This is a genomic window from Cochlodiniinecator piscidefendens (genome assembly GCF_011326755.1).
GTDB classification, from domain to species: domain Bacteria; phylum Pseudomonadota; class Alphaproteobacteria; order Rhodobacterales; family Rhodobacteraceae; genus Cochlodiniinecator; species Cochlodiniinecator piscidefendens.
The window spans coordinates 1-15,885 of the sequence record NZ_JAAOIE010000007.1; the positions used below are offsets into that span (position 1 = coordinate 1).

General features: G+C 52.1%; 15 protein-coding genes. 7 read left to right on the forward strand and 8 right to left on the reverse strand.

The window, feature by feature from the left end; all coding sequences use genetic code 11:
- Positions 1-381: 381 nt before the first annotated feature.
- Genes betA through betI form a run of 4 tightly spaced genes read right to left on the reverse strand, consistent with a single transcriptional unit; the run spans position 382 to position 5,633 of the window.
- Positions 382-2,040, reverse strand: coding sequence for a choline dehydrogenase (gene betA, locus G9C99_RS15185; RefSeq protein ID WP_166418378.1), 1,659 nt, complete (start codon positions 2,038-2,040; stop codon positions 382-384).
- Between the two features lie 52 nt (positions 2,041-2,092).
- Positions 2,093-3,547: a betaine-aldehyde dehydrogenase gene (gene betB / locus G9C99_RS15190; RefSeq protein ID WP_166418379.1), complete on the reverse strand. Its 1,455-nt coding sequence runs from the start codon at positions 3,545-3,547 to the stop codon at positions 2,093-2,095.
- Positions 3,547-5,055 (reverse strand): choline-sulfatase, encoded by a 1,509-nt coding sequence (gene betC / locus G9C99_RS15195; RefSeq protein WP_166418380.1) that lies wholly within the window; start codon positions 5,053-5,055, stop codon positions 3,547-3,549. Before betC ends, betB begins: the two co-directional genes overlap by 1 nt.
- A complete protein-coding gene (gene betI / locus G9C99_RS15200; protein WP_205859868.1) occupies positions 5,052-5,633 on the reverse strand; it encodes a choline-binding transcriptional repressor BetI in 582 nt (193 codons plus the stop codon). The genes betC and betI overlap by 4 nt, the downstream gene beginning before the upstream one ends.
- 82 nt (positions 5,634-5,715) lie before the next feature.
- On the opposite strand from betI, the gene choX reads away from it, so the two are divergent.
- The 3 genes from choX (at position 5,716) to choV (ending at position 8,574) form a co-directional block, all read left to right on the forward strand.
- Positions 5,716-6,633: a choline ABC transporter substrate-binding protein gene (gene choX, locus G9C99_RS15205; RefSeq protein WP_166418381.1), complete on the forward strand. Its 918-nt coding sequence runs from the start codon at positions 5,716-5,718 to the stop codon at positions 6,631-6,633.
- Between the two features lie 79 nt (positions 6,634-6,712).
- A complete protein-coding gene (gene choW / locus G9C99_RS15210; protein ID WP_166418382.1) occupies positions 6,713-7,549 on the forward strand; it encodes a choline ABC transporter permease subunit in 837 nt (278 codons plus the stop codon).
- Positions 7,546-8,574 carry a choline ABC transporter ATP-binding protein gene (choV, locus tag G9C99_RS15215; protein WP_166418383.1) on the forward strand — a complete coding sequence of 343 codons (1,029 nt, stop codon included), beginning with the start codon at positions 7,546-7,548 and terminating at the stop codon, positions 8,572-8,574. Before choW ends, choV begins: the two co-directional genes overlap by 4 nt.
- 31 nt (positions 8,575-8,605) lie before the next feature.
- On the opposite strand, the gene G9C99_RS15220 is transcribed toward choV, so the two are convergent.
- A complete protein-coding gene (locus G9C99_RS15220) occupies positions 8,606-9,499 on the reverse strand; it encodes a DMT family transporter (RefSeq protein ID WP_166418384.1) in 894 nt (297 codons plus the stop codon).
- Between the two features lie 40 nt (positions 9,500-9,539).
- Positions 9,540-10,136 carry a LysE/ArgO family amino acid transporter gene (locus G9C99_RS15225; protein WP_166418385.1) on the reverse strand — a complete coding sequence of 199 codons (597 nt, stop codon included), beginning with the start codon at positions 10,134-10,136 and terminating at the stop codon, positions 9,540-9,542.
- 84 nt (positions 10,137-10,220) lie between these two features.
- On the opposite strand from G9C99_RS15225, the gene G9C99_RS15230 reads away from it, so the two are divergent.
- Complete coding sequence (locus tag G9C99_RS15230) at positions 10,221-11,117, forward strand: LysR family transcriptional regulator ArgP (protein WP_166418386.1); 897 nt, start codon at positions 10,221-10,223, stop codon at positions 11,115-11,117.
- A gap of 8 nt (positions 11,118-11,125) precedes the next feature.
- Here the strand turns inward: G9C99_RS15230 and G9C99_RS15235 are convergent, their stop codons facing one another.
- Positions 11,126-11,542: a VOC family protein gene (locus tag G9C99_RS15235; protein WP_166418387.1), complete on the reverse strand. Its 417-nt coding sequence runs from the start codon at positions 11,540-11,542 to the stop codon at positions 11,126-11,128.
- 171 nt (positions 11,543-11,713) lie between these two features.
- On the opposite strand from G9C99_RS15235, the gene G9C99_RS15240 reads away from it, so the two are divergent.
- Both G9C99_RS15240 and G9C99_RS15245 read left to right on the forward strand, forming a co-directional pair.
- Complete coding sequence (locus G9C99_RS15240; protein WP_166418388.1) at positions 11,714-12,511, forward strand: SDR family NAD(P)-dependent oxidoreductase; 798 nt, start codon at positions 11,714-11,716, stop codon at positions 12,509-12,511.
- A gap of 231 nt (positions 12,512-12,742) precedes the next feature.
- Positions 12,743-13,033 carry a hypothetical protein gene (locus G9C99_RS15245; RefSeq protein WP_166418389.1) on the forward strand — a complete coding sequence of 97 codons (291 nt, stop codon included), beginning with the start codon at positions 12,743-12,745 and terminating at the stop codon, positions 13,031-13,033.
- Positions 13,034-13,234: 201 nt separating this feature from the next.
- Here the strand turns inward: G9C99_RS15245 and G9C99_RS15250 are convergent, their stop codons facing one another.
- A complete protein-coding gene (locus G9C99_RS15250; protein ID WP_166418390.1) occupies positions 13,235-13,975 on the reverse strand; it encodes a YebC/PmpR family DNA-binding transcriptional regulator in 741 nt (246 codons plus the stop codon).
- A 121-nt stretch (positions 13,976-14,096) separates the two neighbouring features.
- Between G9C99_RS15250 and G9C99_RS15255 the strand changes: the two genes are divergently transcribed.
- Positions 14,097-15,878 (forward strand): SLC13 family permease, encoded by a 1,782-nt coding sequence (locus tag G9C99_RS15255; protein WP_166418391.1) that lies wholly within the window; start codon positions 14,097-14,099, stop codon positions 15,876-15,878.
- Positions 15,879-15,885: the final 7 nt, after the last annotated feature.

Below are 15,885 nucleotides of genomic sequence, written 5' to 3' on the forward strand. Positions count from 1 at the left end.
TCTACAAGTCGCTTCCAGCTAAATCAACCTCTAAATCCCATCCGCAACCTCAGCTGCTTCCGTTCCCCTCAGAGCGTCTCGTTTCCGTGTCGCCCTTTCGGTAAGGCGGTGTTTAGGCCTATGCGAAAAGAGTCGCAACCCCTTTTTTCGAAAAATGTGAAAGTTTTTTGAAATTTCCTTCATTATATATGTTTTTCAACAACTTACCCGAAATAGAAAAGTGAACCTTTTGCTGGAACAACAAAAACACCCCGAAAACAGAGGGTTTTGCGGAAGCCCCTTATGGATATACCCAACACAATCCGCAGCCCAACGGTTCCGACCCCCATCTAGCGTCGAAAAATACAAAAAAGGCCCGCCACTGCGGCGAGCCCTTTCTGTTTAACGCTGAGATGATTCCCAATTGGTGTTCATCCAAGGTTCATCATTTGCAGGGGCAAGCATTCCCTTACCTAAGATATGATCAGCTGCTTTTTCACCGGTCATAATGGATGGCCCATTCAGGTTCCCATTGGTAATCCGAGGGAAGATAGAACTGTCCGCGACGCGCAGCCCCTCTACGCCGATCACACGGCATTCTGGATCAACGACCGCCATTGGATCATCGGTCGCCCCCATCTTGCAAGAACACGACGGATGATAGGCACTTTCGACATGCTCCTTAATGAACCCGTTTAGCTCATCATCAGACTGCACCGCATCCCCCGGTTGGATTTCATGTTTGACGTAGGGCTTGAACGCATCCTGCGCAAAGATTTCGCGGGTCAAACGAATACAGGTGCGGAAATCTTCCCAGTCCTGTTCAGTGGACATATAGTTGAACTGAATGTTGGGTGCGTCTTTTGGATCAGCCGATGCCAATGTCACCTCACCGCGTGACGGGGAGCGCATTGGACCGACGTGCGCCTGGAACCCGTGGCCCTCGGCGGCGACCTTACCATCATAACGCACAGCAATAGGGAGGAAGTGATACTGGATATCAGGATACTCCACCCCCGCCTTTGAACGAATGAACGCGGCGCTTTCAAATTGGTTTGATGCGCCGAGGCCTTTTTTGGTGAACAGCCACTGCGCTCCGATCACCGCTTTGGACACGAGGTTCCAATGCTTATAGAGCGTGATCGGTTTTTTGGACGCCATCTGAAGATACAGTTCCAAATGGTCCTGCAGGTTTTTACCAACGCCTGGGCGATCGGCGACAACCTCGATCCCGTGTTTCGCCAATTCCGCAGCTGGGCCAATGCCCGAAAGCATCAACAGTTTGGGTGAATTGATAGAAGAGGCAGATACGATCACTTCGCGGCGGGCGCGAATGACCTCGATCTTTCCGCCACGCTCAACCTCAACCCCGACAGCACGGCCCTCTTCGATAACAACCTTGCGCGCCAATGCGCGAACCATATCGCAGTTGTCACGTTCCAGCGCCGGACGCAGATACGCATTTGCAGCAGACCAACGACGCCCATTGTGCACCGTTTGCTCCATCGGGCCGAAACCCTCTTGCTGTTGACCATTATAGTCATCGGTCACCGGATAGCCCGCTTGCTCCCCTGCATCGACGAAGGCCTGAAACAATGGGTTTTTGCGTGGGCCACGGCTGACGTGCAACGGGCCGGATTTTCCGCGCCAGTCAGGATCACCACCGTGTCCGCCAGAATCCCAGCTTTCCATGCGTTTGTAATACGGCAACACATCCGCATACGACCAACCCTGCGCACCACTTTCGGCCCAGTGATCAAAATCCTTAGCATTGCCGCGCACATAGACCATGCCATTGATAGAAGACGATCCACCAATAACTTTACCGCGCGGCGTTGCCAGACGACGGCCATCCAAATGCGGCTCTGGCAGGGATTGATACCCCCAGTCATAGGTTTTCATATTCATCGGATAGCTCAGCGCAGCCGGCATCTGAATAAGCGGCCCAATATCTGTGCCACCATGCTCGATGATGAGCACCGACGCGCCTGCCTCAGACAAACGATAAGCCATCGCGCAGCCCGCAGACCCCGCGCCAATAATTACAAAATCAGCTTCCATTTTCATTCCACCATCAAGGGCACGGCCCCGCCTACACGGGGCCTGCTCGCTTTTAGTAAGGGGCCTCTACGTCATTCATAGAGACATAAACCGTCTTCATTTCTGAGAAATGGTTGATCGCGAGCTTTGAATTTTCGCGTCCAACACCTGACATCTTGCTCCCGCCAAAGGGGGCTTCAACTGGGGCAAGGTTGTAGGTGTTGATATAACATGTCCCCGCTTCAAATCCGGCAACAACGCGGTGCGCACGCATAATGTCGGCGGTAAACACCCCGGCGGCTAGGCCAAATTCAGTATCATTGGCACGCGCCAGCACTTCTTCTTCTGTGTCGAAATCAAGCACAGACATGACAGGACCAAAGATTTCTTCGCGAGCGATAGACATATTGTCCGTCACATCGGCAAAAATCGCTGGCTCAAGGTAATACCCTTCGCCTTCGATCCGTTTGCCGCCGTAGACCAGACGTGCACCTTCGGCGACGCCCTTCTCAATATAGCTGAGCGCAATGTTCATCTGGTTTTCAGACACCATTGGGCCAAAGCTCACGTCTTCATCCATTGGGTCGCCAATTTTGGCATTGGCCAAACGCTCTGACAGGCGTTTCAGGAACTTTTCTTTGATGCCCTTCTGAACGAAAACACGGGTTCCGTTGGAGCAGACCTGACCTGAAGAATAGAAGTTCCCAAGGATCGCACCGCCAACGGCATTTTCAACATCAGCGTCATCAAACACGATCATTGGGGATTTACCGCCAAGTTCCATCGTGACGTGTTTCATCTCGGCAGCAGCTGCTGCATAAACCTTGCGACCTGTTGGAACGGACCCGGTCAAAGAAACCTTGGCCACGCGCGGGTCTGTGATCAATGATGCGCCAACTGCGCCGTATCCTTGCACAACATTATAAACACCTTTTGGTGCCCCTGCTTCGATCAGGATCTCAGCAACTTTCAACGCCGATAGAGGTGTAGTTTCTGATGGCTTGAACACCATAGAATTGCCACATGCCAGCGCAGGCGCGCCTTTCCAACAAGCAATCTGTGTTGGGTAGTTCCATGCGCCGATCCCAACGCAAACACCCAAGGCTTCGCGCATCGTGTAGACGAAATCACCGCCAGCCAATGGAATATGTTCACCAGTCAACGACCCGGCCAAACCACCAAAATACTCAAGCGCATCCGCACCAGAGGTCGCGTCAGCAACGGTGGTTTCCTGAATCGGTTTACCGGTGTCGTGGGTTTCAATCACCGATAGTTCATAGTTGCGTTCACGCATCATGTCAGACGCCTTGCGCAGCACTCGGCCCCGTTCGGTACCTGACAATGCAGCCCATTCTTTTTGGGCGGCTTTGGCAGAATTCAAAGCCAAATCAATAATAGCCGGGGTTGCTGCGTGTAATTTGGCAATTGTTTCGCCGGTTGCAGGGTAGACCACGTCGATCACATCGCCTGCGGTATCTTCGACGTATTCGCCATTGATAAAGTGGCTGGCTTTAGGTTGGTATAACATCATTCACCTCTTGGGAAACGGGCGTTTTCTTCGACCACGTTCAAATCCATATGATTGCGCATATAGCGCTCACTTGCTTTCAGAAGGGGTTGGTAATCCCACGGGAAATAGGCGCCATTGCGCAAGGATTCATAAACCACCCAGCGCCGCGCTTGCGATTGGCGCACATCCGCGTCAAATCGGTCTAAATCCCAACGATCGTCAGACTTAGCTCGCAGCGTTTGCAATGTTCCGGCATGGGCCGGATCATCCGCTAAATTGGTCAACTCGTGCGGGTCGTTTTCCATATCAAACAGCTGATCCGCGTCCAGCGCACAGCGGTTATATTTCCATTTGCCATACCGCAATGACACCAACGGCGCATAAGACGCCTCAGCCGCATATTCCATCGCAACCGGGGTCGTTCTGACCTCGCCTTTTGCATAGGGAATCAAGCTTTCGCCATCAGTCCACGGTAGAACCTCATCCAGACTGACATTGGCCAAATCACAAAGCGTCGGCGTGAAATCTATGTTGGATACGGGTTCTTTCACCAACTGCGGCTCAAGATCAGGCGACGACACCATAAACGGCACACGCGCTGATCCCTCATAAAAACACATCTTAAACCACAGACCCCGATCCCCGAGCATATCGCCATGATCAGAGACAAACATGATAATCGCCTCTTGGCGAGTGCTTTCAAGCGCTTCGATCACTTCGCCGATTTTATCATCAAGATATGAGATATTGGCGAAATAAGCCCGGCGGGACCGCTTTATGTCCTCTTCGGTGATGTTGAAGCTACGCCAATCATTCGCGTCAAAAATCCGCTTGGCGTGTGCATCATGTTCTTCATAAGGCATCGCCGGAACTTCGGGCAAAAGATGTTCGCAATCCTCATACAGATCCCAGTATTTCTTACGCGCTACATAAGGGTCGTGCGGATGTGTAAAGCTGACAGTCAGGCTCCACGGGCGGTCATCTTTGCCACGGGCAAGGTCATAGACTTTACGCGTCGCATTATAGGCAACCTCGTCATCATATTCCATCTGATTGGAAATCTCAGCCACACCTGATTCAGTGACCGAACTCATATTGTGATACCACCAATCAATCCGCTCGCCCGGCTTACGATAATCAGGGGTCCAGCCGAAATCAGGCGGATAGATATCCGTTGTTAGACGCTCTTCAAAACCATGTAGCTGGTCAGGGCCAACAAAGTGCATCTTACCCGACAGGCAGGTTTGATACCCCGCCCGACGCAAATGGTGTGCATAGGTTGGAATGTCAGATGCAAATTCTGCCGCGTTATCATAAACCCGTGTCCGCGACGGCAACTGCCCGGTCATAAACGATGCCCGCCCCGGCGCGCACAAAGGCGACGCAGTATAGGCATTTTGAAACCGCACAGATTTCGCCGCCAGTTTCTTTAAGTTCGGGGCGTGCAGCCAGTCCGCTGGACCATCGGGAAACAACGTCCCGTTCAACTGATCCACCATAAAGATGAGAATATTCGGTTGGCTCATTTGTGCCCCTCCAGCAAAAAGTCGAGATAGTCGATCACCATCGCTGCTGCGGCCTCTCCCGTAGGTTGGGCCCCCTTCAAAGCATGGCGAATATAGTGGCCATCAATCATGGCCGCGATTCCGGTCGCCGCAAATTCTGCGTGCCCCTCCAAAAGTGGACGCAGCCCAACCAAAAGGTTCGAATGCATCCGTTTTTGATAGATTCGCAAAAGCCGCGCGGCTTCTTTTGACGTCTGAGCTTGAACATAAAAATTCAGCCAAGCACTGATCACCTCAGGGCGGAAATTGCCGGCTTCAAAGCTGGCGCGGATTACGCCTTCAACTCGGTCTCGTGGGGATTTGGCCAAGACCAAAGCCCCACGAACCTGCGCGCCGTAAACTGTGAGGATATGGCGCATAGCAGCAAGAAATATTTGATCTTTTCCACCAAAGTAATGATGGGCAAGCGCTGAGGAAACCCCTGCTCGTTTTGCGATCTGTGACACTGTTACATCCAGAGATCCAGCGCGGCCAATTTCAGTGATCGTCGCTTTCACCAGCGCCTCGCGCCTGATAGGCTCCATCCCGAGTTTAGGCATGATTTTCTCCAAAAAGCTTGCTTTATGACTCTTCTTCGATTTTAATTGACTCGTCAATCAAGAAAAAACAGGGAACTAAATAATGACTTTTAAAACTGCTATCTCCGCATTGGCCTTGTCTGCTGCTGCTGGCACTGCTTACGCCGATTGCGGCACTGTTACGTTTTCAGACGTGGGCTGGACAGATATCACAGCGACCACTGCAACTGCCTCTTTGATCCTCGAAGCACTTGGCTATGAAACAGATATCAAAGTTCTGTCTGTACCTGTGACTTACATCTCTTTGGCTGAGGGCGACGTTGATGTATTCTTGGGCAACTGGATGCCAACCATGGAAGCCGACATCGCACCCTACCGCGAAGCAGGCACCGTTGACATCATGGGTCCAAACCTCACTGGTACAGCCTACACATTGGCAACCAACGCCCAAGGCGCGGCGCTCGGCATTGCAGACTTTGCTGATCTCGCAGCCCACGCAGAAGCCCTCGACGGCAAAATCTACGGCATCGAGCCCGGCAACGACGGCAACCGTATTGTTATGGACCTGATCGACGCTGACACCTTCGGCATGAGCGCGCTTGAAGTTGTCGAAAGCTCTGAACAAGGCATGTTGGCGCAAGTTGATCGCGCGTCTTCTCGTGATGAACCTATCGTGTTCTTGGGTTGGGCTCCGCACCCAATGAACTCAAACTTCGAAGTAACCTACCTCACCGGTGGCGAAGAATGGTTTGGCGCAGAGGGTGACGTGTTTACCAACACCCGTGCAGGTTATGCCGAAGAATGCCCAAATGTCGGCGCGCTTCTGAACAACATGACGTTCACCCTTGATATGGAAAACCAAATCATGGGCGCAATCCTGGACGAAGGCGAAGACGCAGATGATGCTGCAGAAGCATGGCTTGCTGCAAACGCTGACGCGCTTGGCCCATGGCTTGACGGCGTGACAACCAAAGACGGCGGCGATGCAATGGCTGCGGTTAAATCGTCACTGGGTCTCTAAGGCTTTGTAAAACTAAGATCAGAAGCTCCAGCCATCGCGCTGGAGCTTTTTTATACATGAACGGAATGTGGTGGGCGCGATGGATTGGCTGACTGAAGAGAAGATCCCAATAGGGAAAACTGCTAAAATTATTTTCGAATGGATGCGCGACAACTTCGCTTGGTTCTTTGAGGGGCTTGAAGTCTTTCTGACATGGGTGATCGAGGCAACCGTTGAACTGCTGCAATACCCGCACCCCGTTTTTCTCATCGCGCTCTTTGCCGGGTTGACTTGGGTTATTCAAAAGGACTGGAAACGGGTCGTTCTTGTTTCGCTTTGCTTTCTCTACGTCCTGAACCAAGGCTATTGGGAAGAAACCACCGAAAGCTTAACGCTTATCCTTTATGCCGTGTTGTTCTGTATGGGTGTTGGCGTTCCAATCGGCATCTATGCGGCGCATAACCCCCGTTTTTATTCATTCATCCTGCCCGTTTTGGACATGATGCAAACCATTCCGACCTTTGTGTATCTGATCCCGATGATCGTTCTCTTTGGTATTGGCATGGTTCCGGGCCTCGTTGCGACGTTTATCTTCGTAATTCCTGCGCCCATCCGCCTGACCGAACTTGGCGTATCCCAAGTTCCAACCTCTTTGATCGAAGCCGCGCGCGCCTTTGGTGCGACCCCGCGCCAAACGCTTTACAAAGTCGAATTGCCCTACGCCTTCCCGCAGATCATGACCGGGTTGAACCAAACCATCATGCTCAGCCTATCCATGGTTGTGATTGCCGCCCTCGTTGGCGCGGATGGCTTGGGTGTGCCAGTGGTTCGTGCACTGCAACAGGTGAATGCCGCCAAAGGCTTCGAAAGCGGATTTGTCATCGTCGCCGTCGCAATCGCGCTCGACCGGATGCTACGGGTGGAGAACAAGACATGAGCAATGCTGTAGAATTTGACAACGTCTCTATCGTCTTTGGCGACAGTCCTGAAACCGCGCTTCCGCTTATGGATGACATGAAGGAACGTGGCGAAATCCAAAAAGAAACCGGTCAGGTGTTGGGTGTTCACAACTGCTCAATTGATGTGGCTGAGGGCGAAATCCTCGTCCTTATGGGGCTGTCAGGATCAGGAAAATCGACTCTTCTGCGGGCCGTAAATGGGTTAAACCCCGTGGTGCGCGGATCTGTGCGGGTGAACAATGGCGATCAAATGGTCGACATCACCAACACCGATGAAACAACCCTGCGCCACATGCGCCAACACCGCATTGCAATGGTGTTTCAACAATTTGGCCTTTTGCCATGGCGCACGGTGCGTGAAAACACCGGCCTTGGGCTTGAGCTCGGTGGCATGTCCAAAGTAGAACGCACCAAAAAAGTTGATGAACAACTCAAATTGGTGAACCTGTCTGATTGGGCGGATCGCAAAGTGGGCGAACTGTCAGGCGGCATGCAGCAACGCGTCGGGCTTGCCCGTGCGTTTGCAACGGATGCGCCGATTTTGCTGATGGATGAACCCTTCTCAGCGCTTGATCCATTGATCCGCACACGGCTTCAGGATGAATTGCTAGACCTGCAACGCGACCTGAAACGCACTATCATTTTCGTGAGCCACGACCTCGACGAAGCCTTTAAGCTTGGCGACCGCATCGCGATTATGGAAGGCGGGCGCATCGTGCAATGCGGCACGCCTCAGGATATTTTCTCAAATCCTGCAAATGAATATGTGGCGGATTTCGTCGCACATATGAATCCGCTTGGCGTCTTATGCGCCCGCGACGTGGTTGAACCCACAGACGAAACACCAAAACTCACAGTATCCCCCGATACAGACATCCGCGAAGTGATGGAACGCATCGGTGAAACAGGGGACGCTGTTGGGGTCATTGACGAAGCCGGTACCCTGATCGGTAAAGTCACTAAAGACCGAGTCCTCGCAAAACTCCTCGATCCCCGCAGCTAACCTTAAAACCCGGTCTTAGGACCGGGTTTTTTTATGCCTGAGCAGCGCGTCGTTTTAATACTGTTTCCCGCCAACTGATAAAACTGATCGCAGCAATAATAATGCCGCCACCCAACATCACCCAGCTGTCCGCAGGTTCATTAAAAAACAGCGCGCCCAGCAGCGTTGCCCAAATCAGCTGTAAAAATGTCACCGGCTGCGTGACAGATACCGGGGCTGCCTGAAATGCCAAGGTCATCGAAAAATGCCCCGCCGTTGCAAACACCGCGACTAAGAACAGCCAAAACACCTGCATCCCACTCAGCGGCACCCAGACCATCCACGCAAATGGTGCAAGCCCAATGGCCACCGTGATAGACAGCATCCCCACCACGACCGAGGGCGACACCTGATCCGCCATGCGCTTTGCGATCAAATATCCCCCGGCAAACAAAATCGGGGTCAAAATCATCGCCCCGTGACCCGCTGTCAGTTCCCGCACACCCGGGCGCAAAATAATCAAAGCCCCGATCAATGCCGCCAACACCGCCCCCAATCGACGCAACGCAAAGGTTTCCCCCAGCAACAGCGCGGCCCCCAGCGTAACATAGACAGGTGATAGATAATTCATCGCCGTGACCTCAGCGATTGAAATCTGCGTCATCGCAAAAAACCACAGAATGACCCCGCCGGTTTGCATCACCCCACGCAAGGCGAACAATTTAACCTGCGTCGACGTCATGCGCGCTTCGATCATGGGTTTGATCATCGGGATGACAAACAACAGACCCAAAGCATACCGCATAAATGCCGCTTGGGCTGGTGGGACAGCCCCACCGATATGTTTCACCAATGCAGTGACGGCGACAAAATTCAAACCGGTCATCAACATCCAAAACACCCCCATAAGAGGGCGATCTGGTTTTTGTGTTTTAAGATTACTCATAGCAGCCAAAGGATACCCCTGCCCGCTCTATTGCAAGGGCTCATTGCGTCAGCAGCTTGGCCGCTATCCCCCACATGACAAGCGCAATGATGAAATCCAAAATCCGCCACGCCAATGGCTTTGAAAATAAGGGCCTGAGAAGCCGCGCGCCGTAGGCCAACGAAAAGAAAAAAACAAAAGAAGACAAGACAGCCCCCGCTCCAAAGGCCAATGCGCTGTCATATTGTGTCGATACAGAGCCCAGAAAAACCACCGTATCCAGATACACATGCGGGTTTAGCCAAGTCAGCGCCAAACAGGTTAGCAATGCCTTGCTCAAACTTTGCCCTCCGTTCCCTTCAGCAGTCAGTGCTTCTCCACCGCGCCACGCTGCCCGCATTTTTTCAAATCCGTACCAGACCAAAAACGCCACACCACCATATAGGAACACCGGCGTTACGAGCGGCAGCGTGCGTTCAATCCAGCCAAAACTGCTGACGCCGAACGTGATCAACAAAGCGTCTGACACCGCGCAGGTCAAAGCCACCCAAAACACATGCTCCCCACGCAACCCCTGTCGCAACACAAACGCATTTTGCGCCCCAATTGCCAAAATCAAACTTAGCCCCAAAAAGAACCCGGCACTTGCACTTTGCATATCAAACTCCTTGCTTGACGAGGGGATACTCTGGGCGCACAGTTTAGCCAAATTAATAATTTTGAAATGGAATTAAAATTTCTAATGTTGGATTATACCCTCCTTACCGCCTTTGCCGCTGTCATCCGACATGGCAGCTTTGACGCGGCGGCCTCTGCATTGGGGTTAACGCAGTCCGCTATCTCCCAGCGTATTAAACTGCTCGAAGAACGCTTCGGCAGCACCCTGATCATTCGCGGACAACCCGCCCAACCAACCTCCTCGGGGAAAACACTCCTGCGTCACGTTCAAGAAGTCCAAATGCTTGAACGCGCCTTAACAGACGATCTCGGGATTGCGACGGATGCCCCAACGACACTGCGGATCGCGGTCAACGCCGACAGCCTCGCGTCATGGTTTTTAGTTGCCTTAGCAGACTTCACCCAAGACCATCCGAATATTTACTTCGACCTCATCACAGATGATCAGGATCATTCCGCCGAGTGGTTGAAATCTGGCGAAGTTGTCGCCGCAGTCACCGCCATTGCCCGCCCAATCAGCGGATGCGATTGCACATCGCTGGGGAATTTTCGCTATATCGCAACTGCCAGCCCTGCCTTTGTCAGTCGCTATTTTCCAAATGGCGTCACAATTGCAGCCCTGAGCCAAGCTCCCGCCTTGCAATACGACACCAAAGACCAGTTGCAAAATCAATGGGCCCAGCGCGAATCCGGTGCCTCGCTAAAAGCCCAACATCATGTTGTTCCATCGACCCAAGGCTTCATCGACGCCGCGAAACTCGGCCTCGGTTGGGGCATGAATCCCGCACACTTGGTTGAGCCACTGATAAGGTCCGGTGAGCTCGTGGGGTTGGGGCAAAATCCACAATTTGATATCCCGCTCTATTGGCAATGCAATCGCATCACAGCCAAAACATTAGCCCCCCTTACCAAAGCCGTACGCAATGTGACCAAAGACCAAAAATCTGCAGCGAGCCTCTGATTGTCAAACTACCCGCCGCGTCCGGGCTCATCCGGGTTACTGGAAAAAAGTGCGATTTTGTTGCCTTGGGGATCGCGTAGATATCCCACATAAAAATGAGGCCCATAAGCATCACGAAAACCAGGTTTTCCCTCATCAAATCCCCCCGCGGCAAGCGCCGCGGCGTGCAGATCACAAACCTGCTGTTGATTGCGCGCCTCAAATGCAACCATAGTTCCATTCCCTGCCGAGGCCGGATGCCCGTTAAAAGTAGGTTTAACGTAAAAATCAGGCGAAACGGGACGCTGCCCTGGCGGAACAGACAGTACGTAGCTCAAGCCCTCATCCCCCTCCGTCAACCCATAATCAAGCGTCGGTAGGAAGGCAGAATAAAACAGTTTCGCCCGCGCGATATCATCTGCGCCGACAGTGACGTAGGCAATCATTTCATATGTTCCTCATCATAAATTTGGCGAATGCAATAGGTCTGAGACCTTATGCTAGGCCAACGCAGCCAACCGTTCAATAACCGTAATAAAACGGGTCAATTTTCCTCTTTAATAAATCAAAATCGACCTTAGATACATAAACAGTTCATTAAATGCAGGGGCAACACCATGAAACCACTCGAGGGAAAAGTTGCCATAGTGACAGGGGCCTCTGCGCCTCAAGGCATAGGTCGTGCAACGGCATTGCGCCTTGCCAAAGACGGCGCTTCTGTGGTTGTGGCTGACTTGCAGGCGCACGAAGGCCTTCTTTCCCAACTGACTTCGGTTATTCAAGCTGAAGGCAATAGCGCGAAATCAGTTATCTTAGACGTCACATCTGCACAAAACATCCAAGATTGCATGGCAACAACGCTCGCCACATTTGGGCGGCTGGACATCCTCGTAAACAACGCGGGCTCATTGGCCGGGTCAGACAATTTCCTGTCCACCACCCCTGATCAATGGCGCCAAAGCTTTGACGTCAATATTTTGGGGCCCATGATGTTAGCCCAAGCCTGCATTCCCGAAATGCAACGTGTCGGCGGTGGACGCATCATCAATATCGGCTCAACCGGAAGCCTCGGCGCTGAACCGGGCTTTGGGGCTTATACTGCGATGAAACATGGGCTGGTCGGCTTCACCAAAACGCTTGCAGCGGAATTTGGACCTGACGGCATTCTCTGTAACACCGTCTGCCCTGGCTACATCGCGACGGATATGCACACTGCTGCCAATACCCGCCTAGCCAAAGAAAACGAATTATCTGTCGATGACATTAAAAAACGCCGCTATGCAAATGTCGCTCTGCGGGATGCCGGCCTACCGCTGGATGTGGCCAATGCCGTTGCCTATCTGGCCGGGCCACAGGCAAATTACGTCACCGGTATCAATCTTCCGGTGACAGGAGGCGTACCATTCGGGATCTAACCAATCCACAACCATATTCCTTTGCCACAATGAGGTTGCGAAAGATGGCGTATTCCATCTGTGACAATGCCGGGCAGTTTGCCATGTGGTGCACTAAGCCTCGAAGCGACTAGGGCAACCAACAATAGCTACGGCCCAATCAACGCCGTGAGGCTCTGTTCTACTGGTTCCGTTGTTATGTCTTCAGCTATTCTTGTATGGTGTAGGCATCTTTCAACAGAGGGGTTCTAAATGCCAATCAATGTTTTCGCCGACGTCGACGATACCATTCCCACTCAAGAGAAACCTAAATCCATGGCATGGCTTTGCGACGATAGCTGGGAATTGCCTGTACAACTCGTTGAATTTGAACGCTGGCTTGAAAAAGACGGGAAGAACCTTCCCAAAGGTAGTTACATCGCAGATATCGGTTTTAGCCCACGATCGGACGCAAGCGGCGGCGGCGGCACCCTATCAGTCTCAGCAATGCAGACGCTCGTGAAGATCAGAATGGAAGTATGGTTTTCTGAGTACCGTAAATAACAGGAGACCATATGGGTTGTCGCTTCGTCCTGCATAGCAGACCTTGGCCTGGCCACGAGGAGCACGTTAGTTGTAGCCCTCAAACGCAAAGCGGCGCCCCAAAGGACGCCGCAATTCGTATGCATATAAACCATATAAACCATATAAACCATATAAAAGCTGCATAATTCCTGCATAGAAACCATACAGTCGTTTTGATGGTTAAAGCTGCGCCATAACTTCGTCTGATGCATCAAAGTTTGTGGTGACGCGCTGCACGTCATCATCGTCTTCCAACGCATCCACAAGCTTCATCAATTTCTGCATATCTTCTAGGCCCAATTCCGTGGAAATGGTTGGTTTCCATATCAGTTTTGTTGAATCCGTCTCGCCCAATTCCGCCTCAAGCGCGTTGGAAACATCGTTCAAATCGGTATCCGCACAAATGATTGTGTGGCCCTCTTCTGAACTTTCAACATCCTCGGCCCCAGCTTCAATCGCCGCCATCATAACCGTATCGGCATCCCCAACAGAAATCCCATAAGTGATCTCGCCTTTGCGATCAAACATGAAGCCAACAGAACCGGTTTCACCAAGGTTTCCACCGTTTTTTGTAAAGGTGGAACGCACGGTAGAAGCAGTACGGTTTTTGTTATCAGTCATCGTTTCAACGATCACCGCGACCCCATTGGGACCATAGCCCTCATAGCGGATTTCATCATATGTTTCAGCGTCGCCACCGATTGCCTTTTTAATAGCGCGATCAATAACGTCCTTAGGAACGGAATTTGATTTTGCTTCTTTAACAGCCAGACGCAAACGCGGGTTTTTATCGACATCAGGGTCGCCCATTTTCGCTGCGACGGTTATCTCTTTGGAAAGTTTAGAGAAAAGCTTTGAACGAATGCCATCCTGGCGCCCTTTGCGGTGCTGGATGTTTGCCCATTTTGAGTGACCTGCCATGCGAGCCTCCTGATCCGGTAATGTAAAGTTACCCCCATATACTGCAGGTCTACAGATGGCCGCAAGCCATTGCAATTTCGTGCCCAATCCGATTGGTTAAAGAGGACAGAAGGAAACGACCATGACCAGTGACCAGATTATTCTATTTAGCCTCTTTGCCGTTGTGTTCGCGATGCTGCTTTGGGGGCGCTTTCGCTATGATCTCGTGGCATTTGGCGCGCTTATGGTGGGTGTTGTGCTGGGCGTAGTTCCAACGAGTGATGCCTTTTCCGGGTTCGGGCACCCCGCGACATTGGTGGTCGCGCTTGTGCTCATTGTATCCGCTGGTTTAGTCCGGTCTGGTGCGGTATTTCTGATTACACGCACCTTAGTAGACAGCACGCGATCCCTTGCTGCACATATCACATTGATGGGGGCCATTGGCGGTGTGCTTTCTGCATTTATGAATAACGTTGCCGCCCTTGCGTTGTTGATGCCTGTCGATATTCAAACCGCGCGCAAAGCTGGTCGTGCGCCGGGCCTTTCACTTATGCCACTTTCCTTCGCGACGATTCTGGGGGGCATGGTTACAATGATTGGCACCCCGCCAAACATCATCATCGCCTCTATCCGCGAAGAAAGCTTAGGTAGCCCATTTCGAATGTTTGACTTTGCCCCGGTTGGTGGCGTGGCCGCAATCGCCGGACTTGTCTTTGTCGCATTGATTGGTTGGCGATTAATCCCGCAAAGCGCAGGCACTGATTCCGGCAGTGATCCAATGGCCGAAATCGGTCAGTACATCGCAGAACTCACCATTCCCGAAGGTTCTAAACTCATAGGGCAGCGATTGTCAGAACTCTATGAAACCGCAGACAAAAGCGATGCCGCCATTTTGGGGTTGGTCCGAGACGGCAAAAGACGCTTTGGAACCGCACGTCATACAGAGCTAAAAGCTATGGATGCTATTGTGCTCGAAGCTTCGCCCGATGCACTCGACGAATTTCGGGCAACCCTGTCGCTTGATTTTGCTGAATCTGGTCGCCAAGAAGCACTTCGCGCTGACGGTGAGGGTCTGTCGGTAATCGAGGTTGTCGTCCCAGAGAATGCCCGCATTGCAGGGAAAACTGCGCAAGGCATCGGATTGGGCTGGCGCCGTCGCACCGTACTGATGGGTATTTCGCGTGAAGGAAAGCGCATCACCCAACAGGTTCGTAAAACTGAAATCCAACCCGGCGACATTCTTCTTTTGTTGGCTCCGGCCGAAAGCGGTGCAGAAGTCACTGAATGGCTTGGCTGTTTGCCACTTGCCAATCGTGGATTAAACGTCACAGAGAACAGTAAAGTCTGGCTCGCTATCGGCCTTTTTGCTGCGGCTGTCGCGGCGGCAAGTGTCGGTTTAATTTATCTTCCCATTGCGCTTGGGCTGGTTGTCATTGGGTTTATCTTAACCAAAATCATTCCCGTTCAAGAGGTCTATGATCATATTCAATGGCCGGTTGTCGTTTTGCTCGGATCAATGATCCCTTTGGGTTCAGCCCTGCAAACATCGGGTGGAACTGAACTCATTGCGGGCACACTCCTATCATTAACAGCAGGATTTGCCCCGTGGGTCATTTTGACCATTCTAATGGTTGTGACAATGACATTATCGGACGTGCTTAATAACACGGCTACAACCATTGTCGCCGCTCCGGTGGGAATAGAGATGGCGAACGCCCTAGGTGTAGATCCCGATCCATTTTTGATGGCAGTCGCAGTCGCCGCCTCATGTGCGTTTCTCACCCCAATCGGTCATAAGAACAACACGCTCATTTTAGGGCCAGGCGGATATAAATTTGGCGACTACTGGCGTATGGGGCTACCGCTTGAGATACTGATCGTCGCGGTATCAATCCCCGCAATATTGGTATTCTGGCCGTTTTAAACAGCCC

Bases quoted from the DNA above. Each gene is read 5' to 3' on its own strand.
- betA (WP_166418378.1), bottom strand. From the start codon at position 2,040: ATGGAAGCTGATTTTGTAATTATTGGCGCGGGGTCTGCGGGCTGCGCG.
- betB (WP_166418379.1), bottom strand. From the start codon at position 3,547: ATGTTATACCAACCTAAAGCCAGCCACTTTATCAATGGCGAATACGTC.
- betC (WP_166418380.1), bottom strand. From the start codon at position 5,055: ATGAGCCAACCGAATATTCTCATCTTTATGGTGGATCAGTTGAACGGG.
- betI (WP_205859868.1), bottom strand. From the start codon at position 5,633: ATGCCTAAACTCGGGATGGAGCCTATCAGGCGCGAGGCGCTGGTGAAA.
- choX (WP_166418381.1), top strand. From the start codon at position 5,716: ATGACTTTTAAAACTGCTATCTCCGCATTGGCCTTGTCTGCTGCTGCT.
- choW (WP_166418382.1), top strand. From the start codon at position 6,713: ATGGATTGGCTGACTGAAGAGAAGATCCCAATAGGGAAAACTGCTAAA.
- choV (WP_166418383.1), top strand. From the start codon at position 7,546: ATGAGCAATGCTGTAGAATTTGACAACGTCTCTATCGTCTTTGGCGAC.
- G9C99_RS15220 (WP_166418384.1), bottom strand. From the start codon at position 9,499: ATGAGTAATCTTAAAACACAAAAACCAGATCGCCCTCTTATGGGGGTG.
- G9C99_RS15225 (WP_166418385.1), bottom strand. From the start codon at position 10,136: ATGCAAAGTGCAAGTGCCGGGTTCTTTTTGGGGCTAAGTTTGATTTTG.
- G9C99_RS15230 (WP_166418386.1), top strand. From the start codon at position 10,221: ATGTTGGATTATACCCTCCTTACCGCCTTTGCCGCTGTCATCCGACAT.
- G9C99_RS15235 (WP_166418387.1), bottom strand. From the start codon at position 11,542: ATGATTGCCTACGTCACTGTCGGCGCAGATGATATCGCGCGGGCGAAA.
- G9C99_RS15240 (WP_166418388.1), top strand. From the start codon at position 11,714: ATGAAACCACTCGAGGGAAAAGTTGCCATAGTGACAGGGGCCTCTGCG.
- G9C99_RS15245 (WP_166418389.1), top strand. From the start codon at position 12,743: ATGCCAATCAATGTTTTCGCCGACGTCGACGATACCATTCCCACTCAA.
- G9C99_RS15250 (WP_166418390.1), bottom strand. From the start codon at position 13,975: ATGGCAGGTCACTCAAAATGGGCAAACATCCAGCACCGCAAAGGGCGC.
- G9C99_RS15255 (WP_166418391.1), top strand. From the start codon at position 14,097: ATGACCAGTGACCAGATTATTCTATTTAGCCTCTTTGCCGTTGTGTTC.